Annotated in this window: 21 protein-coding genes and 1 pseudogene; 5 read left to right on the top strand and 17 right to left on the bottom strand. The window is 35.1% G+C overall.

The window, feature by feature from the left end:
• A pseudogene (locus tag BUB93_RS10725) lies at window positions 1-201 on the bottom strand (sigma-70 region 4 domain-containing protein); the annotation flags it as partial.
• Window positions 202-320: 119 nt separating this feature from the next.
• On the opposite strand from BUB93_RS10725, the gene BUB93_RS10720 reads away from it, so the two are divergent.
• Both BUB93_RS10720 and BUB93_RS10715 read left to right on the top strand, forming a co-directional pair.
• The gene (locus tag BUB93_RS10720) at window positions 321-662 is read left to right on the top strand and encodes a transposase (protein ID WP_073272041.1); all 342 of its coding nucleotides are present in this window, start codon (window positions 321-323) and stop codon (window positions 660-662) included.
• The gene (locus tag BUB93_RS10715) at window positions 659-1,513 is read left to right on the top strand and encodes an IS3 family transposase (RefSeq protein WP_278278387.1); all 855 of its coding nucleotides are present in this window, start codon (window positions 659-661) and stop codon (window positions 1,511-1,513) included. The genes BUB93_RS10720 and BUB93_RS10715 overlap by 4 nt, the downstream gene beginning before the upstream one ends.
• A gap of 104 nt (window positions 1,514-1,617) precedes the next feature.
• Here the strand turns inward: BUB93_RS10715 and galE are convergent, their stop codons facing one another.
• From galE to BUB93_RS10640, 15 genes are all read right to left on the bottom strand, one after another.
• Window positions 1,618-2,613 carry a UDP-glucose 4-epimerase GalE gene (gene galE / locus BUB93_RS10710; RefSeq protein WP_073272033.1) on the bottom strand — a complete coding sequence of 332 codons (996 nt, stop codon included), beginning with the start codon at window positions 2,611-2,613 and terminating at the stop codon, window positions 1,618-1,620.
• 53 nt (window positions 2,614-2,666) lie between these two features.
• On the bottom strand, window positions 2,667-3,116 hold the full coding sequence (locus BUB93_RS10705; protein WP_073272030.1) for an FAD synthase family protein: 450 nt from the start codon (window positions 3,114-3,116) through the stop codon (window positions 2,667-2,669).
• Between the two features lie 19 nt (window positions 3,117-3,135).
• Window positions 3,136-3,567, bottom strand: coding sequence for an HIT family protein (locus tag BUB93_RS10700; RefSeq protein WP_073272027.1), 432 nt, complete (start codon window positions 3,565-3,567; stop codon window positions 3,136-3,138).
• A gap of 1 nt (window position 3,568) precedes the next feature.
• Entirely contained in the window at window positions 3,569-4,771 is a 1,203-nt protein-coding gene (locus tag BUB93_RS10695) for a Coenzyme F420 hydrogenase/dehydrogenase, beta subunit C-terminal domain (RefSeq protein WP_084117268.1), read from the bottom strand.
• A gap of 14 nt (window positions 4,772-4,785) precedes the next feature.
• Window positions 4,786-6,333 carry a lipopolysaccharide biosynthesis protein gene (locus BUB93_RS10690; RefSeq protein WP_073272024.1) on the bottom strand — a complete coding sequence of 516 codons (1,548 nt, stop codon included), beginning with the start codon at window positions 6,331-6,333 and terminating at the stop codon, window positions 4,786-4,788.
• An 11-nt stretch (window positions 6,334-6,344) separates the two neighbouring features.
• Window positions 6,345-7,175 (bottom strand): LicD family protein, encoded by an 831-nt coding sequence (locus BUB93_RS10685; protein ID WP_073272021.1) that lies wholly within the window; start codon window positions 7,173-7,175, stop codon window positions 6,345-6,347.
• Between the two features lie 233 nt (window positions 7,176-7,408).
• Complete coding sequence (locus tag BUB93_RS10680) at window positions 7,409-8,398, bottom strand: glycosyltransferase family 2 protein (protein ID WP_073272018.1); 990 nt, start codon at window positions 8,396-8,398, stop codon at window positions 7,409-7,411.
• 1 nt (window position 8,399) lies between these two features.
• On the bottom strand, window positions 8,400-9,659 hold the full coding sequence (locus BUB93_RS10675) for an O-antigen polymerase (RefSeq protein WP_073272015.1): 1,260 nt from the start codon (window positions 9,657-9,659) through the stop codon (window positions 8,400-8,402).
• Window positions 9,660-9,672: 13 nt separating this feature from the next.
• Window positions 9,673-10,686, bottom strand: a complete 1,014-nt coding sequence (locus BUB93_RS10670; RefSeq protein ID WP_073272012.1) for a glycosyltransferase family 2 protein — start codon at window positions 10,684-10,686, stop codon at window positions 9,673-9,675.
• Between the two features lies 1 nt (window position 10,687).
• A complete protein-coding gene (locus BUB93_RS10665) occupies window positions 10,688-11,797 on the bottom strand; it encodes a glycosyltransferase family 4 protein (RefSeq protein WP_073272009.1) in 1,110 nt (369 codons plus the stop codon).
• A gap of 24 nt (window positions 11,798-11,821) precedes the next feature.
• On the bottom strand, window positions 11,822-12,442 hold the full coding sequence (locus BUB93_RS10660; protein ID WP_073272006.1) for an acetyltransferase: 621 nt from the start codon (window positions 12,440-12,442) through the stop codon (window positions 11,822-11,824).
• A gap of 44 nt (window positions 12,443-12,486) precedes the next feature.
• The gene (locus tag BUB93_RS10655) at window positions 12,487-13,107 is read right to left on the bottom strand and encodes a sugar transferase (protein ID WP_073272003.1); all 621 of its coding nucleotides are present in this window, start codon (window positions 13,105-13,107) and stop codon (window positions 12,487-12,489) included.
• 637 nt (window positions 13,108-13,744) lie between these two features.
• Window positions 13,745-15,118, bottom strand: a complete 1,374-nt coding sequence (locus tag BUB93_RS10650) for an ATP-binding protein (protein WP_073272000.1) — start codon at window positions 15,116-15,118, stop codon at window positions 13,745-13,747.
• Window positions 15,119-15,348: 230 nt separating this feature from the next.
• Window positions 15,349-16,506, bottom strand: a complete 1,158-nt coding sequence (locus BUB93_RS10645) for a DegT/DnrJ/EryC1/StrS family aminotransferase (protein ID WP_073271997.1) — start codon at window positions 16,504-16,506, stop codon at window positions 15,349-15,351.
• A 780-nt stretch (window positions 16,507-17,286) separates the two neighbouring features.
• Entirely contained in the window at window positions 17,287-18,366 is a 1,080-nt protein-coding gene (locus BUB93_RS10640) for an HD-GYP domain-containing protein (RefSeq protein WP_073271994.1), read from the bottom strand.
• Window positions 18,367-18,596: 230 nt separating this feature from the next.
• Here BUB93_RS10640 and BUB93_RS10635 point away from each other — a divergent pair, with 230 nt between their 5' ends.
• The gene (locus BUB93_RS10635) at window positions 18,597-19,379 is read left to right on the top strand and encodes a tyrosine-protein phosphatase (protein WP_073271991.1); all 783 of its coding nucleotides are present in this window, start codon (window positions 18,597-18,599) and stop codon (window positions 19,377-19,379) included.
• A gap of 43 nt (window positions 19,380-19,422) precedes the next feature.
• Here the strand turns inward: BUB93_RS10635 and BUB93_RS10630 are convergent, their stop codons facing one another.
• Window positions 19,423-20,172, bottom strand: coding sequence for a LytR/AlgR family response regulator transcription factor (locus BUB93_RS10630; protein ID WP_073271987.1), 750 nt, complete (start codon window positions 20,170-20,172; stop codon window positions 19,423-19,425).
• A 508-nt stretch (window positions 20,173-20,680) separates the two neighbouring features.
• On the opposite strand from BUB93_RS10630, the gene BUB93_RS10625 reads away from it, so the two are divergent.
• Both BUB93_RS10625 and BUB93_RS10620 read left to right on the top strand, forming a co-directional pair.
• Window positions 20,681-21,406 (top strand): YveK family protein, encoded by a 726-nt coding sequence (locus tag BUB93_RS10625; RefSeq protein WP_084117264.1) that lies wholly within the window; start codon window positions 20,681-20,683, stop codon window positions 21,404-21,406.
• Window positions 21,403-22,071 carry a CpsD/CapB family tyrosine-protein kinase gene (locus BUB93_RS10620; RefSeq protein ID WP_073271983.1) on the top strand — a complete coding sequence of 223 codons (669 nt, stop codon included), beginning with the start codon at window positions 21,403-21,405 and terminating at the stop codon, window positions 22,069-22,071. The genes BUB93_RS10625 and BUB93_RS10620 overlap by 4 nt, the downstream gene beginning before the upstream one ends.
• The last annotated feature ends 153 nt before the right edge of the window (window positions 22,072-22,224 follow it).

Raw genomic sequence — 22,224 nt, 5'->3', positions numbered from 1 at the left:
CCATCCTCGTATTATTGGCCTTAATTCATCAGTCTTATTGGGTCTACTTGCCTTATGCTTTTGCTCATTGAAGTCATCCATCTCTATGTATCTTTTCACTGTGCGATAGTTCTTGCCGGTCATTCCACTTATCTGTGCATAAGTTTTTCCTTCTAAAAAGTATAATTCTCGGATATAATTGATTTGAGTAATTGTCAGCACTTCCTTTCCTCCCTACAAGTTTAGTCACTTAATAGGGTATTATTTAAGGTTTGTACTGGCAATTACTTTTTGTATTTTTGGTTGCCATTTATTGCAGTTCTAGATTACCATAAACATCCATGACCAAAAAATACTCTGATGAATTTAAACTTTCTGTAATCAAAGATTATTATGATAGTACTCTAGGAGTTAGGGTAATCGCTGCTAAATATAATCTTCCTTCAAAAAATTATATTAATAGATGGGAAGTCCAACTTAAGAAAAAGGGATTACTTCCACCTGATGCAACTAAGCCTAATAAAAGTGCTGGTAGGACAAAAGAGTCTATTCTACGCGCAGATACAAGAACATTAAAAGAGAAACAATTAGAAGAACAAGTGCAGGTTTTACAAGCTAAAATTGACTATTACGAAAGTTTAAACAGTATGAAGCCATTCATTGCTAAAAAAAAACTAAAATAAGAGAATTAAAATATAAGGCTATCATGTCATTAGAGTTAAAATATCCTGTATGGCTATTATGCGAAATAGCTGGTATTAGTAGATCTTCCTATTATAAATATAAAAAGGAACCACTAAATAAAAACACTGAAATAGAAAAACATATTATTGATATTTATAATAAATCAAACAAAAGAGCAGGGTACAGAACAATAAAATTTATACTGAAAAATAGATATAATCTTGTTGTGAATCATAAAAAGATACTTAGAATTATGCAGGAAAATGGTATACAATCCATTATAAGAAAGAAAAAATATAAAAAACCTGAAAAAGCGATTATTAAGGAAAATATTCTAAATAGAGATTTTAAATCAACGAAACCCTATGAAAAATTTGTTACAGATATCACTTATATACCTACACGTCATAAAATGATATATCTTTGCACTATAATAGACTTATTCAATAATGAACCTATAGTATATAAAATTAGTGACTCTCAAGATAAAAGTTTAAGTATAGATACTATTAAAAAACTTTCTTCTAAGCATAATCTTAAAGATAGTATCATTCATAGTGATCAGGGAATTCATTATACAAACAAAGATTATACAGGCTTATTAAAAGACCTAGGAATTAAACAAAGTATGTCAAGAAAAGGTAACTGCTGGGATAATGCAAAAGCTGAATCTTTTTTTAGTCATTATAAATGTGAAGCCATTTATATCATGACTAAAAAGATGAAAGATATAAATGATGTAGTGCAAATTACAGAAGAATATATGGACTATTATATAAATGATAGACCACAAAAGTCACTTGGGGGATTGTCCCCAAGTGCATATAAAAATACCTATTTAAATTCCTAAAAAAACACACAGAACTAACCGTACCCAAACTGTGTACTAAAATGGGGTCACTCCAAAGTGTCCCCTTTTATTATTATCCTTCCCATGATTCACCTCCCAAAATGTTATTGCTTATTATTCTTTTCAAATTTCCAAGCATCCCTGACCATTTCTTCGATTCCAAGTTCAGCCTTCCACTTTAATTCTCTCTCAGCTTTACTTGCATCCGCAAAACAGGTCGCAATATCGCCCGGACGTCTTCCTACTATTTCATAAGGTACATTTATGTCATTAACCTTTATGAAGGCATTCACAAGTTCTAAAACAGAAGTTCCTCTTCCGGTTCCCAAGTTGTAGATATTAACACCATTTTTAAGATTCTCAAAGGCCTTCACATGGCCTTTTGCTAAATCAACTACATGGATATAGTCACGAACACCGGTTCCATCAACTGTATCATAGTCATTACCAAATACATTTAACTTCTCTAACTGACCTTTAGCCACCTTCGTAACGAAAGGCATTAGATTGTTTGGAATGCCATTAGGATCCTCACCAATCAAGCCGCTCTCGTGAGCACCTACTGGATTGAAATACCTTAATAGACTAACTGAAAAATCAGGATTTGCTATTGAAGTGTCTGTCAAGATCCGTTCGCTCATAGCTTTAGTTTCGCCATAAGGATTGGTGGTTTTCTTCAGATCCATATCTTCTTTAAGTGGAGATGGCTGATCACCATACACTGTCGCAGATGAACTGAAGACAAACTTATCTACTCCGTACTTCACACACATCTTGCTAAGTACCATAGTGCTAACAAGATTATTGTAATAATACTCTATCGGCTTGGAAACTGACTCTCCTACTGCCTTAAGGCCAGCGAAGTGAATCACACCATCGATTTTATGGTTATTGAAGATTTCTTCTACCTTTGCTTCATCAGTTACATCGATCTGATAGAAATGAGGCTTGATGCCAGTTATGGTAGATAGCTTGTCCAGCACTTCAATCTTTGAGTTTATAAGATTATCAGCAATGATCACTGTATGGTTATTTTTAATTAGTTCTATCGTTGTATGACTGCCGATAAAGCCTAGGCCTCCGGTTACTAATATGTTCATTTGTGGTCACCTCCTAATGCTATTACAGAATTTTTACTCTTGAATTATACCAATTATTCATTAGAAGCTTTTTTCTCTTTTAATGCTTGAGCTAAAACATCTGCTAAAATAGTTGATGATGTTCCTTTTGTATATGGAAAATAAACCATGTCTACTCCTACTTCATTAAACTTACGTTCTATCTCTGAATACATTGCTGAACCTTTCCAATCATCCCCATGGAAAATTGCTTCAAATTTAATTTTTTCCCATGCCTTGAACTTGTCCATATGAGTTTGTGGAACTACTTCATCAACATATTTAAGTGCTTCCACTATTGCAATTCTTTCTTCAAATGGAATAACTGGTGTTTTTTTCTTATAGCTTAAAACATTTTCATCCGTACTTACTCCTACAATCAAATATTCACATTGCTCTTTAGCTTTTTTTAGAATATTTAGGTGCCCAATATGAAATAAATCAAAAACTCCTGTTGTATATCCTACTTTATATTTTTTTGTCATTTTCAAAACCCCTCTCAATTTAGATCTTGCTTTTTATTAACTCCATTATACTTACCATTTCATCATTCAATAGCGCTTCTCCCATCAATGGTGGTATTGCCGGCCAATTTTCATCTTTCCAAGTTTTATCTAGAATTTCAATTGGTGTCTCATATCTTGGAAAAACATGATAATGTACATGTTTATCAAACATCATTAACATCAAATAATTAATAACATCATAGTTGAAAGCTTTCATTAACACCGGTTCAATTACCTTTATAATGTTATTTAAGTCAGCATATTCCTCAGGCTTTAACTCTGAAAACGTAGGACATTCTCTTTTTAAAGAAAGAATTCCAGCTCCAATTGTGGCCTGATGCGGTCTTAAGGACCATATCCAGTGCTCGGACTCGTAAATTTTGTACTCATTAACTTTGAATTTTTCTTTGAATTCATTCAAGATACACATTTTAACCCCTCCATTTTATTATTTTCTTTATACTTTTCTTAACTTCATTTGGTAATATCCTAGAAGCTATCCTTTTTATCAATGGTGGTTTAGGTATACACTTATCAACAGCTAAATCAAAACGATCACTATTTATGTTTTTGAAAAAGTCTTCATATTTTACGTGTTTTTTAGCTGGATGATTAAGTTGGCCGTTACTTTTGATAACAAAGTCTAAATCTACTTCTTTTAAACTCATTGTTTCTGTAAGTCCTTTTAGTATCTCTTGGCCTTTCGGAGTATTAACAAGAATAACAGATATCCCTTTATGAACATCATCTTCAGGATATAGTTTTTCAACACCCCAAAAGTCTGCCATTGTTATGTCAGAAATCCGCTCCGAATTAGCATATTGACAATTATAACAAGATGGACGGTAAAATAATCCACTATGATATCCCTTTAGGTATTTATCTTCATTTGAATTCATAACCAGTTCTTTTTCACCGGCTTTTATTTTTACATTTCGAGAATTCCATTTGCCATTTTTATCTAGCACTTTATGACGGAAAGTAAAATCTGATATTTTCCCTTTATTCTTTTCTTCAATATATTTCATGTATTTATCAAAGATGTTTTGACTCGGTACCCCATGGCAGACTAGGTCTAAACAAAATAGATTTTCGTACTCTTTTCTAAGAAACAGTCTTAGACCGGCAACCTGACAAGGAGTTCCTGTGAATAAAACTTTTTTCCTTCTTTTTAGAAAAGTTTCTGCTTGTTTAAATGAATTATTTATATCACTTTGAACATATTTAGATTTTCTGTATTTTTTAGCTTCTTCGATAGATCCGGAATAAGAATGAATAACTTTAAATCTATCATCATATTGAACACCAAAGATAGCAAAGTCTTTTTTGCAATAAGTGTCAATAACTGATGTAAATACTCCTCCAGATGCACTAGCCATCAACGTATCTACGTTTTTATTTGCAGCATAGTAAGCCTTTGGTAGACCATTAAAGCTAATATCTATCTTTTTCTTTTGCACAAAGGGGCAGACTTTTTCACATAACCCACATTCTATACATTTTTCTTCATTTTTAAAAGGATAGGTAAATCCTTTTTTATCTTCAATCATCGAAATACAGTCTGTAGGACACACTTGTTCACAAGCTTGACATCCACAACACATCTCTTCATTTTTAGAATCTAAATAAAACAATTTATCACCTCGACTTATAAGCTGCTTCTTTTATTAGTCTTGCTTTTAATAATAGTTGTAATTGCCTTTCTGATTTCAACAAAATCTTGATATTTCCAAAATATTGCCGCCATAATGATATTAAACAACAAACTTACAACAACAACTTCAATTATAAAACCACTCAGTCCAGCTATTGAGATAAATGAAACAACTAGCTTCATTAAAAAATATAGTCCTATAAATAACCCGGCAAAGAAGAAGTATCTAAAATAGTACCTCAAAGGACTTTTTTCAAACCCATTTCGATAGACAAGTATAGGATCAACGATTCCGGTAGTAAGTAATCTAGCTATAGATGTAGCAAAAAATATACCGGCTATTCCAATTGTACTGCCTAACCAAAATGAAAGTATGACATTTATAATAGCAGCTGCTAAAGGCGCCCATCTTCCTTGGACAAATAAACCCATTGTCACTCTGTAGGTATAAGCTGTGAAGTGAACACTGTTTACATAGAAATGAAGAACAATTGCAAATACCACTAAATCTGAAAAAATATAGGCTTCCCCTATCCATAAAACAATGAGCTTGTTAAAAAATAAATATAAACCTACTGCACAAAATCCATACATCCAGGCAGATACAAAAAATATCTTATTGAAAGCTCTTTCCTTCGTTTCCTTGGTTCCTACAGCGTTTAAATTCCCTACACTTGCAGTAAAACCATTCATAATTTGCCCAACAATAGCTGTCAGTGCTGTAATAATAAGGACATAGTTTGAATTAAGCCCTACTGCAGTAATTCCAATAATTGCTGAAATAATAATATTATCTGTTCCGTTTAATACCACTGATCCAAATTTATATAAAAATAATGCCTTAACATTAGCAAATATTGAAGACTGTTCTTCTTTTTCAAGACTTTTTACCTTTCCTTCTTTTAAAAACGGATACATCTTATCCGCTTTTCTAGAGACATAAATATTGTTCAGTAATGTAGTTATTATCTGTATTACTAAAAATATCAGATATTCACCTGTTAACCAAAGGAACATTATTTGAGCTACTGTTTGTCCTATTTTAAATAGTTGTTGATAAAACAAAACAACATAGTTTTTTTGATCTGCAGTTATTATCGATTTCTTATACACAAAAAAATATGAGATGGAAGTGTTTAATAAAAACAAGATATATATCAAAATAATACTTTCGTTTATATTAGGTGCATCTTTAATAATATAATCCATAAAAGGTATTACCAATAAACCGACAATGAACACGAATAGACCAATAGCCTTATAAGCCTTTGCATATAAAGCCATCAATGACTTTATCTTCTCTTTGTCATCCATCGCCAAAGGCTTATACATGCCATAAATTATAGCATTACCTATACCCAGTTCAGCAAATGAAAGTAACATTAATATGTTGGTAAAAAGTCCATTTATCCCTAAGTATTCAACACCCAAAACATAAATAAAGATAGTTCTGCTTACGAAACTTAATATTATGTTTATCAATTGACTTACTAAGCCAAAAGAAGCATTTTTTGCTGTATTAGCTGTTCTTGAGTTTTGCAATTATTCTCACCTTAATTCTCTGCATATTTGCCTAAGTCTATATGAACAACATCATGTCCACTATTTCTTTTTTCTTCTGGAGGTAATTTCATATAATCTCCGTATAAACTTTTCAAAATAACCTCCCATTTATCTGGAGCCATAAACTGATGCCCTTCGAATTCTAAATAAGTTCCTTCTCCATATACATCAATAGGAAAAGTTTGTTTTCTCCAACCATATTGGCTTGAAAAGTTAGTGACGTAGTTACTATCTCCACCATTCTCATATCCGTAAATATAATCTATTAGGCTATCATAAAATCTTAACGGGATCAGAAAAGTAAGTGGTCTTAAAATCTTAGCTACTATTCTCTTATTTTTACTCATGTGCTCAATGTGACCATTTCGTATAGTTCTTAAAGTTAAAACTTTTTTCGCACAATTAACTCTAAAATCTAATTTTTTGTCATTTTTATCTTTTATTTTGTCTAGTGGAAATATGTCAATAAATATTCCATGATGCATATTGTAGTCTTTTAGGTGTCCTTCTATAAATTGCGTTCCGTTTAATCTAATTTTCGTTATATATCTTGGGTACTCAGGATCTGTTTGGAAGTTCTGAACAAAGTATTTGTCACTTTGGTCTTCAGCTAACAAATATATTAATTTATTATAGTCATCCCTCATCATACCTATGTCAATATCATCATCCCAAGGAATAAATCCTTTATGCCTTATAGCACCTAATAAAGTTCCTCCTACTAAATAATAATTTAAACTATGTTGCTTGCACAATTCATCAATGTATTTCAATATTTCTAGCTCTAGTTTTTTTAATTTTTTAATTTTATTATTATCCATGATTTCTCCTTAACTACAAATTATTTCTACTAAATAAACGCTCTATGCTGTATATGTTTAAAGACTTTTGAATTTTTCGGAACTTTCCCTGCACACCAACACCTTTTGCAAAGCTTCTAATACAACAAATCGTTTCCTAGTTTTTCTTATTTCGTCATATTTACTATATGGTATTTTCTTATTGCTAAAAAACATAAAAAGCATTGTTTTCTATAGGAGCATTTGTGACCTAGTCAAGCAAATCTTGTAAAAACATTCTTAATTGTTCCTATGCTTTTATTCGCATGAAATCCCGCATTCTTGTTGACCTTATAACAATTCAACAAAATCTTATCTATATTATTTAAATGCTTATTTTTCTTTATTTCACCTATAATACTATCTAACTTTTTTGTTGTGTCAAACAAGTAAATTTCTTTATTTTCAAGTGAACTATAGAATAAAGCACTACTAACTCCTAATAATACCCTGAAATACATTCTCATTGTCATATCAGCTAATTCATACTCTTTTTTATTTTTTAGATAAGATAACCGTTTCTCATAAGCATAAATGATATCTAATCTTTTAAGATTAAATTTACTATTCATAATGCTATTGGGCCTTGTAAGATAATGATGTAGTTTGCTTTCATTAACAACAACCTTATCTGCATTATATAAGACTTCATGTATTAGTGCCTCATCTTCATGAACGATTCCCTCGTCAAATCTTAGACTTTGAAAATTTTTTTTCTTAAATAGCTTGTTCCACATTACCACAGTATTTAAATATGTCTTTCTATCATACAGGTTTTTTATTGCATTCTTACCGGTAAAAACCAAATAATTTTCACTTCTATAAGGAGTACCCTCCATTCCTTCAAGGTCCTCTACAAATCCGCATTGACTAATATCTGCATTATGTTCTACCATATGTTTAAATAGTACTTCAATAAAATCTGGTTCAACCCAATCATCACTATCTATAAAACAAATATATTGACCATTAGATTGGTTTAATCCAGCATTCCTAGCAGATGATAATCCTCCATTTTTTTTATGGATTACAGTAATTCTACTATCTTTTTTTTCCCATTCATCACAGATGCTTCCTGAATTATCTTTAGATCCATCATCTACCAAAATAATCTCTATTTCTTTATAGCTCTGATTTACTATGCTTTCAATACACTTATTTAGGTATTCTTCAACATTGTAAACCGGCACGATTATAGTAACCACCCTAACTCCTCCTCAAACTTTTATAATTTTTTTGTTTTCCAGTTGAAAATAGTATTATAAAAAACAATACCATCACTGATGGATACGATAAAAGGCTATACGCTAATATAGAGTTGAAAATAATATAAATCAAATGAATATACAAACAAAAATATACTATTTTTTTCTTTTTTAAAAATGCCTTCTCTAATAAACCGCTAAATCCCGCTAAAAATACTGAACCTACTATAATGCCGAAGTAACCAAAATCTCTTATAAATGGATATATTACTGTTGTCAATGCATTGAAATATCTCCCGGGTCCTATTTCATAAAAAGGCTGAGTACAAATATTTATATAATACGAAGCTATATGAATATCTAACCTAAACAAAAGCTTAAGTATCAATGTTATAGGTTCCGTTATAAAACCTAAAGTGGCAGCTCCCCACAAATAGTTATTTAAATCAAATGTTTCTGGATTATTTAATATATAATCTAAAAAAGAAAAAGGACCGGCATAATAACTAATTAAACTATAAATAAAATTATCGCTACCACGCTTTAATGTGACATAAACCATTGTGCTAATTAATATTGCAATTAATCCGTATGACATCTTACGTTTTAATTCCTTATTGACAATAATTTTTTTAGAAAACATGTGTGCAAATAAATAATACATGATTAGTTGTAAAATTTGGAATCTGCCGCCAAATACAAATGTATATATAATAACATTAATTATTGCGCATACTGTTAAAAAAGGTGTCTTTTTTTTAAAAGCAATATTAATCATTGCTAATAATACAGTAGCTTGAAATATACCGCGAATAATAGTTTGAGCAATAAACTTATCAAATCCTCCAACCAATACATCACTTGAGACGAACGCATAGCTTCTAATAGCTAGAAAACCGTAATTACTAATTATGTGATATGCATTTAAAATAATAGGAATCATAAATATCCAACTAATTATATTGCTAAAATATATTAGTTTATATCTAAATTGATAATTGATATCTTCAGTTAAGATATCAATTTTAAATCTTTTTTGAGAAAATAAAAAGTACATCAAATTAAAAAACAGTATAAATGTTAAAATGTATAGATGAGTTTTCAAGGAGGGTGTCCTTAGATTGTTAATACCTAATGTTGATAATCCTGCAAATATACACCATGGTACTGTTAAAACTATATTTGGCTTTATTATTGTTCCATAAACTCTACTCGTTATTATTAAGACCATAACTAATATAGACATATAAACAAATATCATTGGTAGTCACCATCTACTTTCTTATCATAAACATTATATAAACAATAAAATATATTAAATTAACACTCTTTGTGTATAAAATAAATTTTAGTGCTCTATATGATTTATCTTCAATTTGATAGTTATTATCATTATTTTTAAGAACTTCTTTTTCTAGTATGTTTTTTATATATGACTTCTTTTCTTTTATAGTTAAAGGGCAACTACTTGCAAATAAATCTAAAAAACAAGAATAAATATTCTTAATTCTTATATATTGAGCTGAGCAAAGAATCTCTTTAGAATGTTCATTTTCCTTGATTGCATTATGAAGATAGTCATTTGCAGCCATTAGCATTTCATATTTAAGAGGATTGTATCTTTTAGTTAAAGACTCTACATCTCTAATCATATAATGATATAAACACTTTTCTGATATATATAAAGATCTTATTTTAAAAAACACTTCATAATTAAATAATGCATCTTCAGCTATACTTAGGAACTCATTAAAACTTATATTATTATCCTTTATAATACTTGCCTTATATATTTTACTCCATAATGAATTAGTTCTTTCTTGTTTAATTAAATTAGGCAACACTTCTTTTATTTTATCTATGTCATTGAAAGATTGTGCTATAAAATCAGTTGCCGTAATATTTCCCAAGATTATATTTTCTCGATGTATTCCAAACATTATCACATCATAATTAATCTCATTTTGTATTTCCATCAAGCTACTAATTGCATCTGCTTCTATCCAATCGTCACTATCTACAAACATAATAAAGTCACCAGTGCTTACCTCAAGCCCTTTATTCCTTGCAGAAGATACTCCACCGTTTTCTTTATGAACAACTACTATCCTCAAATCTTTTTTTGCATATTTATCACAAATTTCTCCCGAACTATCCTTAGAGCCATCGTTTATTAAAATCACTTCTATATCTTTATAAGTTTGACTTATAATACTATCAATACATTTGTTCAGATATTGTTCTACATTGTAAACAGGTACAATAATACTTACTTTTTTATTGGCCATTTTAAAGCCCCTCTTCATATATTTTAGATAATTTAGTTTCTACATTTTGTTTATCAAATTTTTTTACTGCATCAAGGTTATGAGTTCTAAATTCTTCTATGAACTTATAATTTTGCAATATACTATGGATTGCATTAGTAAAATCTTCGATATCATTGGGTTTACAACTATAACCCGTTACTCGATTTTTAGAGTAATCCACTATTCCATGAACATTAGATGTAATTATCGGTAGCCCACATGCCATAGCCTCCAAAGCAGCCATACCTAAACCTTCTCTCAAAGAAGGAAATGCAAACACATCTGAGGCCTTACATATCTCTGCAATATCTTTTCTAAATCCTAATAAATGTACTCGTTTTTCTATACCTAGTTGTTTGCTTAAGTTTCTTAAATATCCATCTAGTTGACCCTCTCCACAAATTACATAGTGAATATGAGGATTACCAATTTTTGAAATAGCTTTAATAATAACTTCATGATTTTTATTCTTGTTAAGTTCCCCAACCGACAAAACAACAAATGCATCTGTTGGTAAACCTAATTCTTTGCGCTTTAAATATCTGTCGATTTCCACTTTGTTGAACTTATCTATATCAATCCCAACACCCGGTATGTATTCAACTCTTTTAGCCTTAAATTGACTCTTAGCTCTCTCACAATCTTCTTTGTTAATGGTAATCAAAGTATCTGTATATTTAGCAAGCCATTTTTCAATTGGGTAGTAGATGAACCAATTACGAATTGGAGCACCTTTAAAAAAGTGAAAGCCATGTGCTGTATAAAGTACTTTTACACTACTTAGTTTTCTACAGGCTAATCTTACGATTGCCGAAGCAACAGGTGTGTGCGTATGTACTAAATCATATCCTTCTGAAATAATGATATCTTTCAGCATTTTGTAAGCTCTAAAATTCTCTCGTTTAATTGGCGATCTCTGCAATGGTAGTTGATGTATTTTACAACCCATCTCATATATTTCATGCTTAACTTCCTGTTCTATATTAAAAGCAACATCCACTTGATGTCCTTCATCAATAAGCATCTTAATGTGGGGAATTAAAAATGCATTTACTGTATTTGAAATTGTTGTTACATATAATATCTTCATTCCTAATTCTCCAATCAAAAAAAATTAATCTATCTTCCTCACCGGAACCCCAACATATGTCCCAGGTTCAGTAATATCCTTAACCACCACCGCACCTGCACCTACTTTGCAACCACTGCAGATGTTTACGTTACTGCTTATAACACTTCCTATCCCTATCCATGTACCTTTGCCTATACTTACACTCCCAGCAGTTCTTACTCCAGGGGATATATGTACATAATCTTCAATAACATTGTCATGATCCAAGCTAGCACTTGTGTTGATGATGCAACCCTTGCCGATTCTAGTAGAGCTATTGACAACAACTCCCGCCATTACTGCGGTACCCATGCCGATCTCAACCTCAGTACCAATAACTGCACTAGGATGAATCAGCTTAATCACTGACATTCCTTCTTCTTCTAACTTCTCTTGAATCTTCTCCCTCGTTGTATTGCTTCCAATAGCAACAAAGAAATCAGCTTCATCTTTATATGTAAAAGCATCAGCAGTTTTACCGATGACTTCTAACCCTATAGATGTCTTAATAGACTCGTCATCATCGAGGAATGCGATGCTTTGCCACTTATTCATTTTTATGGCGATGTCAGCAACAACCTTTCCATGTCCACTGGCACCAATAATAATCAGCTTGTTTTTCATGAACAGTACATTCCTCTCTGAAATAGTTTATTAATGATTGTACTTTAGCTATCTGAATGGTGAACTGAACCTCTAAACGGCTCCATCGTAACTGATGTATCCGAACTGATACCTTCCTTAACAAAAACCTTCTTTATAGTAAGAAAAATAATCTTCCAATCGCCTATAAAACTAACATTATCTACATACTCAACATCAAGATTGAATTTATCTTCCCAGCTAATCGCATTTCGACCATTGACCTGAGCATGTCCTGAAAGACCGGGTCTCACTTCATGTCTTCTCTTTTGATATTCATTGTATAGCTCCAAGTATTGAATGAGTAACGGCCTCGGCCCCACAATGCTCATATCCCCTTTAACGATATTGAACAGCTCCGGAAGTTCATCTAAAGAAGTAGATCGCAGCATCCTACCAAACTTAGTAAGTCTAACTGAGTCAGGTAGTAGCTCACCATTTTCATCTATTTCATCTGTCATAGTTCTAAACTTATACATGGTGAAAATCTTCTCATTAAGCCCTGGCCTTTTCTGCTTAAACAGTACTGGACTACCCAGCTTCAATCTAACAAGAATAGCAACGATTATAAGTACAGGACTTAAAACGATAATTGCCATCAAAGACAAAATGAAGTCCATTGGTCGTTTGATAAATCTTCTATACATAAAACACCTCTTGATAATAAATTAAATGCAAAAACTTTTTACCACTAAGGGCACGAAGGGCTCTAAGTAAAAACACAATAACAAATGCTTTAACCACTAAGAACGTGAAGGGCTCTAAGTAAAAATACAATAACAAATGCTTTAACCACTAAGAACGTGATGGGCTCTAAGTAAAAAGCGATAATAAATACTTAAACTAAGCAAAAACTATAATACCACTCGCTTATTCCATTTTTTAAATATCTATTATTGAAGTTTATCAGCAAACTAAGAGATATATCCGACAGCTTCATATTTATTTTAAGCAATTGATATTATGATTGAGTTCTACGCCTACAATTATATTTTCAAAATATGCATCCTTGATTTTCTGTTTAAACCCTTGATTTTACTGCCTTACAGCTTCTTTATCCTTTCAGCATACTCACGTCGCGCCCGATTATGCTAAAAGGATGAATTTATGCAACATATTGTATTCCGAATTTTACTACATGCCACATCTTGCGGTTTGTATCCCTTCACCATACTCACCTCGGCAAATATATCCAATCAGAAAGTCAGCAGTTACTCACTCTACATAGGCTACAAAATCTCTGTAATTATTAATTTTACTCGTTCTAAGCCTGTAGCCTGACTATTATTTTGTTTTTATATCTCTCATACGATAGTGTGTATTCGTGGTCCTTCCTACTCTCTCGAGAATACCATTATCAATCATTGCCTTTAATATTTCACGAGCGCGTCTTTCTCCAAGGTCTAAAATAACTTGAGCTTCTTTTGTTGTAATTTTATTTTGATGTAATTTGAGATACTCCAAAATCAACTCTTGATACTCATTAGATATTAAAATTTCTTCACTAACTTCTTTCTGTGTGGCAACATCCCTATACAAACTCACGTCCACAAAATCGCCTTTTTCAACAATCTCGGGTTCTTTCAAGCCTCTATCTTTACAGCTCGATTTGATTCTGCGGATGCCACTGCCCCACTGCTCGATATAGTTCAATTCCTTAAAAACCCTGGCGATCACTTTGTTTCGGATTTCAGAGCGACCCTCAAGAATATCCTCTTGCGTTAAAGTACTAGGAAACCCGCCCGGTGAAACAACATTGATGATGTCATCATAAATACCAATCTTTATATCCCTACCGTCATTCGAATAATCTCTATGAACAACTGCATTGACAAGGCTCTCTCTAATGGCTTCCAAGGGAATTTCATATTGATCTTCTCGTTGCAAACCTTTGATTTCGCTACTCAGTTTGATGTAATTCTTAATGAAATTTTCAGCATTCTCAAGCTGCGCAAACACATCACTGTTATATTCTTTTCTATCCAAAAATACATCCATAGTGGATCCTTTGAACCTGCTACACTTCATCCTGACGTGTTCAAATCTGCCGAGCAAAATCAATAATCCATTGGATGGATAGATTGTGTTATTGTCTTCAATAACCAACTTTAGATTTTTCATCACTGGTTGGTCTAACACTTTCCCAGCCTGAGCAAACCTTGCTTCTAATGAAGAAAGATCTAAAGAATCAAGATCCACTTCCCTATTGGCTTCCTGATCAAAACTGACATTCATCCGCTGTCTTTCCAGTTCAAGAATATTTTTATGACTTGCCTTGCGATTCGTTGCCCCTACTCTGATGTAAACACCTTCGTTCTTGCCCTTGCCTTTTAAATAATAGGGTAATAGATTGCCTCTATAGACTTCAATAATCAGCAATAAATGGTCATCAATCGTTGTCGTATAGATATCGGGAAGAACAGCTGGATAACATGTTTCATAGATGATTGAAGCCACTTTATCCCTTAGTTCAAAAATATTTTCGTCAGGTTCAAGTCCAATGATTTCACCTTGATCGTTAACACCGATAATCAGCTTGCCTCCACCAGTATTGGAAAACGCAATGATCGTCTTTGCTAAAGTATTACTGTTTGGCAACTCGACCTTAAACTCTATTGTCTTACCTTCACCATCTTGTATTGATTTCTGCAAGCTCATTTTGCGCCTCCTTCCTACTTATGTTTCTTCGGCACTCTTCGGCACTCTTCGGCAGCTATTAATACTATAACATATCCTCAAACCTTTGAGAAAGCTTCATCTCTTATTTCTTAACTTTATCTATGCCACTCATTTCTAAAGACATCGAATTCGATGTCTTTAGAAAAAAATATTTTATATAAATCCTAATTACTCTGTGCTCCTTCGTGCTCTTTGTGGTTAGCTCTTATCTACACCGCTCCGGCACTAACATTTTCTTCAAAAAGTTCTAAAACCAAATCAGCTACCCTTTTCAAGTCCATATCCGTCATTTTTGTATCGCTTGGCATGCAGATCCCTCTGTTGAATATATCCTCAGCGCAGCTTAGACCTTCCTGCACCGTAAAAAACGGATACCTTTCAAACACAGGCTGGGTATGCATAGGCTTCCATATATGCCTAGAATCAATGTTTTGTTTTTCCATAGCGCTTATGATATTTTTTACGCTAATTTCGCTATCCTCTTTCAGCGTCATACAGGTAAGCCAGTAGTTCGATTCTCCAAAGTCAGCAATAGGCATCATCTCTATTTCATCGATATCCTCAAAAGCTTTTTTGTAGTATTCATAAATGTACTTTTTCTTGGCGATCCTCTCATCAAGGACTTTCATCTGGCCTCTGCCAATTCCTGCTACTATATTGCTCATCCGATAGTTGTACCCTATCTCTGTGTGAAAGTAGTAAGGCCTATCATCTTTTGACTGCGATGCCCAAAACCTGACTTTCTTTTTCGCTAACTTATTTTTCGTAACCATCATGCCCCCACCAGAAGTCGTGATTATCTTATTCCCATTAAAGGAATATACTCCGATATCACCAAAGGTTCCAGTCTGCACGCCTTTATAGGTAGCACCAAGGCTTTCAGCTGCATCTTCAAGAACAGGGGTGTTGTGTCTTGAAGTGATGTTTAATATTTTATCATAATCTGCCGATTGACCATATAGGTTCACCGTTACCACTGCCTTTGGGTTAGGGTACTCTTCGTATGCCTTTTGCAATGCTTTTGGGCACATGTTCCATGACTCATATTCACTATCTATAAATACGGGGGTTGCTCCAAGATAAACAATGGGGTTACATGAAGCTGAAAAGGTAAGAGACGAGCAAAAGACGATATCTCCTTTTTTGACTCCAAGATATTTTAGCCCCAAATGGATTGCCGCGGTCCCCGAGGACAATGCCACTCCGTAACCTGCACCTGTATAGTCGCATACATCTTTTTCAAATTGATCGACATTCTCACCCAATGGTGCTATCCAGTTAGTATCAAATGCCTCAGTAATGAACTCCATCTCAAGTCCCGACATATGGGGTGAAGCGAGATGAATTCTTTCATAGTTGTTTTTCATTTCAATCAATACTCCTCAATATTAAATTCTTCCTTTGGATTTTTCCATGACAACATGCACCCTGCATGCTGAAAGATATAAAACTGAGCGTGGAATTAAATTGGGGGGTTGATTCCAAAGCCTGCATTACATCGGTAAATACCCTTTATTGCATATTCATGCATTCAAGTTTTATTATTCCCATATTTTTACCTTGTAAATTATATCATACCTTGTAACTTAATTGTTAAGTAATTGTAAAAAAACTGGTGGAAATACCTACACGTTTGGGGTAGTTTTGGGTGGTGAGGCTGTGTTCGGTGAGTCGGGAAAAACATGTTAAACAGTCGTTGGGCAATCGGGAAACGGTTGGGAAACAGTCGTATTAGTCGCAAAGCGACTGTGGGACGCAGGGCTTCGCCCTACGGGAAATGACTGCTATGCAGTCGAGAAATGAGACTCCGTCTCGTAAAAAAGTTGTAAGCTTTAAGTAATTAAAAGGTTTTTCCTGACCAACTGACCAACTTTCCACTTTCCACTTTTCCCGCGACCAAAGGGAGCATCCCACGTGAGCGAAGCGAACCTTTAACCATTGTCCCACCATGGTTTAACTATTATCCGGGAAATACTGTGTTCGGTGGGTCGGTGTTCGGTACTCGGTCAGGCGGGTTCACCCTAAGCTTCGAATTTACTTAAGCTTTTAAATAAAAAAAAGCGGAAGCATTTTTTTGAAAGGGCTTTCATAATTTGCTTCCGCCTAGGTGTAACTCGATAAAATTATAACACCTTATGGTGCGATATTTATATTTTTTCACTTAAATGTATAAAACCTTGCCCGAGCCGTTCTTTTAAGATGTCGATGATGTTAGGATCAAACTGTGTCCCTGCATATTTAACAAGCTCCTCAAGAGCTTCCTTCTCAGCCATGGCCTTTCTATACGGCCTGTCGTTAGTCATGGCGTCATATGCATCGGCTATGGCAATTATCCTGGACTGTATCGGTATTTCCTCTCCCTTAAGGCCGCTTGGATAGCCTGTTCCGTCCCACCTTTCATGGTGGCAGCGCACGTAATGGGCGATTTTCTTAAATTCCTTTACGGAATTTAAGATCTCAAAGCCCACCTCCGCATGGGTGTGTATCTCGTCCATCTCCTCAGAATCAAGCTTGTCCGGCTTGTCCAATACCCTGCAGTCTACGGCGATCTTTCCTATATCGTGGATGAGCCCCACTATCCTAAGCTCATTAAGGTCGTCCACGGAAAGCCCTAGGTTCCTGCCAATCAATACGCAGAGCCTGCTTACCCTCCAGGAGTGTTTTTCTTCCCTTATGTTCTTTTCATAAAGTATCTTTATCACTATTTCGATCGTCTTGTGCCTCAAGCTCTGCTTTTGAGTAAACTTGTTGCGGTTCATCTTCTCCCTCGCGGCGTTTACCGTATGGGCGAAAGGCTCCTCTAGGTTTTGCCTGGTTTCCCACCCAAAAGAGACTGATATCCTGCTGTCTGCCAGGGTTATCTTATCTATGGCTCCCTTTAGCCGTTTTACTATCTTTGCCACTTCTTCTTCACCGGCGCCGGCAAACACGCCTGCGAACTCGTCCCCTCCGTATCTGGCGATCACGTCGTCGGTTCTGCATTCGTTCTTGAAGATTTCAGCCATCTGCTTTAAAATCGAGTCTCCGACGTCAAATCCGTAGGCTTCGTTTATGAGGCTCAGTCCATTGATATCAAACACCAAAAAACTAAGGGGATATATCTTGTTCTCGTCCCAAATCTTAATTACCTGATCTAAATAAGCTCTGCTGTATAATCCTGTGAGCCCGTCGATATCCGGTATCGGCCCGCTCACCAGATATGGTTTGCCGTAATCTCTATTGCCCATAGCACACACCCTTATTTTTCAGACAACCCGCCTTTTCTTTTAATTTAGGTTATCATACATTGTTTTAAATATAAAATCTGCATTAACTGTAAATAATGCACGCTTATCTGTAATGATTTTATATAAAATTGGTAGATTTTATATGTATTGTTTGTTAGAATAAATAACTAAGTTTATTGTATCATAATTATCAAATATAGTGATTATGATTTTTTAGGGGGATGTATCTTATGATAGATATTCACAGCCATATGATCTATGGCGCTGACAAGGGGCCTAAAACCCTGAGGGATTCATTGGAGATGGCAAAGGCCGCCCATCACGCAGGTTTTACAAGCGTGGTATGCACGCCTGGTTACCTGGAAGGCTCCAAGAACTTAAATAGCCTGGAAGAAAACAAGATCGCATTTAGAGATATAAGAAAAGCCCTTGATAATTCAAATGGGGCTCCTGAGCTTTATCTGGGAAGCGAGATTTATTACGATCTAAACACGGTGGAGGCCTTAGAAGAAAAAAAAGCCCTATCCTTAGGGGGCAGCAAATACGTGCTGGTTAAGATACCTTCTAAGCGGATGCACTTTCCCAATCTGCTGAACTACGTCTTTGAGCTGGAAATTGCCGGATACTCAATAATCTTAAGCAATCCGGAAAGATGCGACTTTATCCTGGAAAACCCAAATCATCTGGCATCTCTTATAAAAAGGGACGTGCTCATACAGATGAACCTGTTTTCTATATCAGGCGTTTACGGCAATGGGGTAGAAAAGACTGTCAAGACAATGCTCGACCACAACATGGTACACATTGCGGCCACAGACGCAAGATCGGTCAGAGATTATGACGATGCATCAAAGGCATTAAAGCAGCTTGAAAGGCATGTGGGTAAGGATCTACTTGAGGAGCTGGTATTTACCAACCCTAAAGCTATAATATCCAACGAGATATTGTACCCCCAAGATCCTTTAAAGGTTAAAAAGAAAGGCCTCTTGTCTCTGATAAAGGGCATCGGTTAAAAAAACCGCCTTGAGCTTAAGTTATAAGCCCAAGGCGGTTTTGTCATATCTGCATCATTTTCTTAAGTTCATTTATCTTTTCTCTAGATACCGGGATAGGCTCGGACCTTTCTTTTAGCTTGACTGAAAAGCTGTTGCACCCGTTGTAGATTATCTTTTCAATTTTGGATACGTTTATTAGAAAGCTCTTATGGCATCTGTAAAAACCCATGTGCCCAAGCTTTTTCTCCCATATATTGAGAGCTCCCCTTTGCATGTATTCCTCCCCATCCGCACTAAAATGAAGCATGCCTTTTCTGATCTCTATAAAGCTCATCTTATCAGGCTCAAGAAGGTTTATCTCATCACCTGCCCAAATGGCGATTTTCTTAAGCTTCTCCAAAGCCGGGTCTTTTGGGCTTTCATCTTGCTTTGGCATGCTTTCAGCCCTGTGCTTTCCTATTGCCAATGCGATGCTCATCTTAAGATCAAGGTCGTTAACCGGCTTTGCCACGCATCCGTAGGCATTGGTGGAAATGGCTGCATTTATGATTGTCTTTTCGTCCCAAGTTCCTGATAAGAAAACCACCGGGATGTGGTGACTTTCATTTATCAGCCGGGCTGTATTTATGCTTCCTGGAATCTCCATATCCATCAGGACCAAATCGGCTCTGTCCGCATTTAAAAATTCAAGGGCCTCTTCTGTGCTTTCAACAGCAGCTGCCAGCATCCAGCCGAAATCTATTATATTTCTTTGGATTTCAAGGGATGTTCGCAAATCCCTCTCTACCACCAATATCTTCGTCCTTTTCATTTTCCTACCTCCCTGCGTTTTATCCCAGTTTCCGTTTTAGCTCCTGCTCTACATATGCATTATATTATAGCGCTATCAATATTCCAGTAATATGATACTATTAGTGTAATTTAGATTTGTTCGCGTATAATCATTTGCATAAAAAAACAAGCCTTTGGAAATAGTTTAGAACTAAATTGAAATTTTTACCTGACCGCCTTTTGATATCCCGGTCTTTTTGATATAATTATCTCCACGGTAAATTTAATTCCAATTTTTACATTTAAATTGGGGGGTAACTGTAAAATGTCATAACGTATTATATCATCAAGGTAATATTCAAATCTACTTTTTTAGGTTCATGGCATTTTAAGCCTATATTTATTATATACCCCTAGAGCTTGAAGTTTTCACTCCTATTTGGTAGATTTTATATGCAATCAGTGCTAAAATGTTATACGTGTGTTTAAAATATCAAAAACGAATAAACAATGAGATCAACAATATATCAGTAGAAAGGATTTAAACAATGGAAGAAAACATGGAAATGATGGATCAAATCGACCTTAAACAGCTCTGGGGAATGCTAAAAAGCAATTTTCTGCTTATACTTAATATCACTCTTGTGGCTATGATCATAGCAGCCCTTTTCAGCTTCGTGATACTGGACAAGCAGTATGAAAGCTACACCACCCTGCTGCTGGGAAGGCCCATTGATTATCAGGGATCCACAAGCGGAGAGATTACCTCTGCAGATATAAACCTTAACAGGCAGCTGGTTTCAACATACAGCGAGATAGCAAAAAGCAGAGCGGTGACGTCTCAGGTCATCACGAATTTAAACCTGGATTTAAGCGACGGCGCCCTGGCATCCATGATAAGCGTAAACACCGTAAACGACACGGAGATAATCCGCATGACGGTTAGAAGCACTGACCCCATTTTATCTGCAAGCATCGCAAACGAGATGGCAGAGACCTTCAGTACTTACGTAAGCGACCTTATGCGAATCGACAACATCAACGTTATAGACGTAGCTCAGGCTTCAAATATCCCGGTTGCACCCAGGTCTTCCATGAACATCGCAATCGCCATGGTCCTCGGCCTCATGATCGGCGTATTTGTAAGTTTACTTAAAGAATACCTAGATACCAGGCTTAAGTCCCCGGATCAGGTGACAAGCTTGTCAAGCTATCCTGTTCTTGCGATGATTCCGTACAACCCATCATTGGATCAAGGAGGAAACAAGAAATGAAAAACACTATAGTGACCCAACTGGATCCCAAATCAGCAATATCCGAAGCATTTAGAAACTTAAGGACAAACGTCCACTACACGAACATAGACAATCAGGTAAACCTCCTGCAGATTACAAGCTCCGTACAGGGAGAAGGCAAGAGCACCATAACGGCCAACTACGGGGTGACCTTGGCCCAGTCCGGCAAGAAGGTTTTGATCGTAGACTGCGATTTAAGAAGGCCCCAGATACACAAGATTTTCAACATCTCCAACACAAACGGCCTTTCGAACGTGCTTGTGGGAGACAACAAGATGGACAAGAATATCAAGGACACCAAGGTCCCAAACCTTTTCGTGCTTACAAGCGGGCCCATACCTCCAAACCCATCGGAGATGCTTGACAGCAAGAGGATGAGGGAGCTGATACTCTCCCTTAAAGACCACTTCGACATGATACTTTTAGACTCTCCTCCAATCATGCCGGTAACAGACGGACTTATACTTTCTCAGATAGTAGACGGAACCATCGTAATCGTATCTTTAGGCTCTACGGAAAGAGATGCTTTAAAAAAGACAATGGACTCCCTGGAAAAAATAGGGGCTAATATCTTAGGCACGGTCATCAACAAGGCTTCGTCCAAGGCGGGATATTATGTTAATTATGAGTATGAGTATAAGTAGTAGTAGTAGTAGTAGTCGAAAAACAAGTTTTTCGACTGTCAAACAGTTGTTTTACAGTTGGGAAACAGTCGTTGAACAATCGTAAATGATTTAAGACCTCTGCCGTTTACTATATATCGTTATAACTTGGGTCGGTTTTATTGATCTGCTACG

The organism is Alkalibacter saccharofermentans DSM 14828 (genome assembly GCF_900128885.1).
GTDB classification, from domain to species: Bacteria; Bacillota; Clostridia; order Eubacteriales; family Alkalibacteraceae; genus Alkalibacter; species Alkalibacter saccharofermentans.
Note: the sequence above shows the minus strand (reverse complement) of the source record. Positions and strands in the feature narration are given on the sequence as shown.

Coding starts and splice junctions, on each gene's coding strand:
- BUB93_RS10720 (WP_073272041.1), top strand. CDS start 321: ATGACCAAAAAATACTCTGATGAATTTAAACTTTCTGTAATCAAAGAT.
- galE (WP_073272033.1), bottom strand. CDS start 2,613: ATGAACATATTAGTAACCGGAGGCCTAGGCTTTATCGGCAGTCATACA.
- BUB93_RS10705 (WP_073272030.1), bottom strand. CDS start 3,116: ATGACAAAAAAATATAAAGTAGGATATACAACAGGAGTTTTTGATTTA.
- BUB93_RS10700 (WP_073272027.1), bottom strand. CDS start 3,567: ATGTGTATCTTGAATGAATTCAAAGAAAAATTCAAAGTTAATGAGTAC.
- BUB93_RS10685 (WP_073272021.1), bottom strand. CDS start 7,175: ATGGATAATAATAAAATTAAAAAATTAAAAAAACTAGAGCTAGAAATA.
- BUB93_RS10675 (WP_073272015.1), bottom strand. CDS start 9,659: ATGATATTTGTTTATATGTCTATATTAGTTATGGTCTTAATAATAACG.
- BUB93_RS10670 (WP_073272012.1), bottom strand. CDS start 10,686: ATGGCCAATAAAAAAGTAAGTATTATTGTACCTGTTTACAATGTAGAA.
- BUB93_RS10665 (WP_073272009.1), bottom strand. CDS start 11,797: ATGAAGATATTATATGTAACAACAATTTCAAATACAGTAAATGCATTT.
- BUB93_RS10660 (WP_073272006.1), bottom strand. CDS start 12,442: ATGAAAAACAAGCTGATTATTATTGGTGCCAGTGGACATGGAAAGGTT.
- BUB93_RS10655 (WP_073272003.1), bottom strand. CDS start 13,107: ATGTATAGAAGATTTATCAAACGACCAATGGACTTCATTTTGTCTTTG.
- BUB93_RS10650 (WP_073272000.1), bottom strand. CDS start 15,118: ATGAGCTTGCAGAAATCAATACAAGATGGTGAAGGTAAGACAATAGAG.
- BUB93_RS10645 (WP_073271997.1), bottom strand. CDS start 16,506: ATGAAAAACAACTATGAAAGAATTCATCTCGCTTCACCCCATATGTCG.
- BUB93_RS10640 (WP_073271994.1), bottom strand. CDS start 18,366: ATGGGCAATAGAGATTACGGCAAACCATATCTGGTGAGCGGGCCGATA.
- BUB93_RS10635 (WP_073271991.1), top strand. CDS start 18,597: ATGATAGATATTCACAGCCATATGATCTATGGCGCTGACAAGGGGCCT.
- BUB93_RS10630 (WP_073271987.1), bottom strand. CDS start 20,172: ATGAAAAGGACGAAGATATTGGTGGTAGAGAGGGATTTGCGAACATCC.
- BUB93_RS10625 (WP_084117264.1), top strand. CDS start 20,681: ATGGAAGAAAACATGGAAATGATGGATCAAATCGACCTTAAACAGCTC.
- BUB93_RS10620 (WP_073271983.1), top strand. CDS start 21,403: ATGAAAAACACTATAGTGACCCAACTGGATCCCAAATCAGCAATATCC.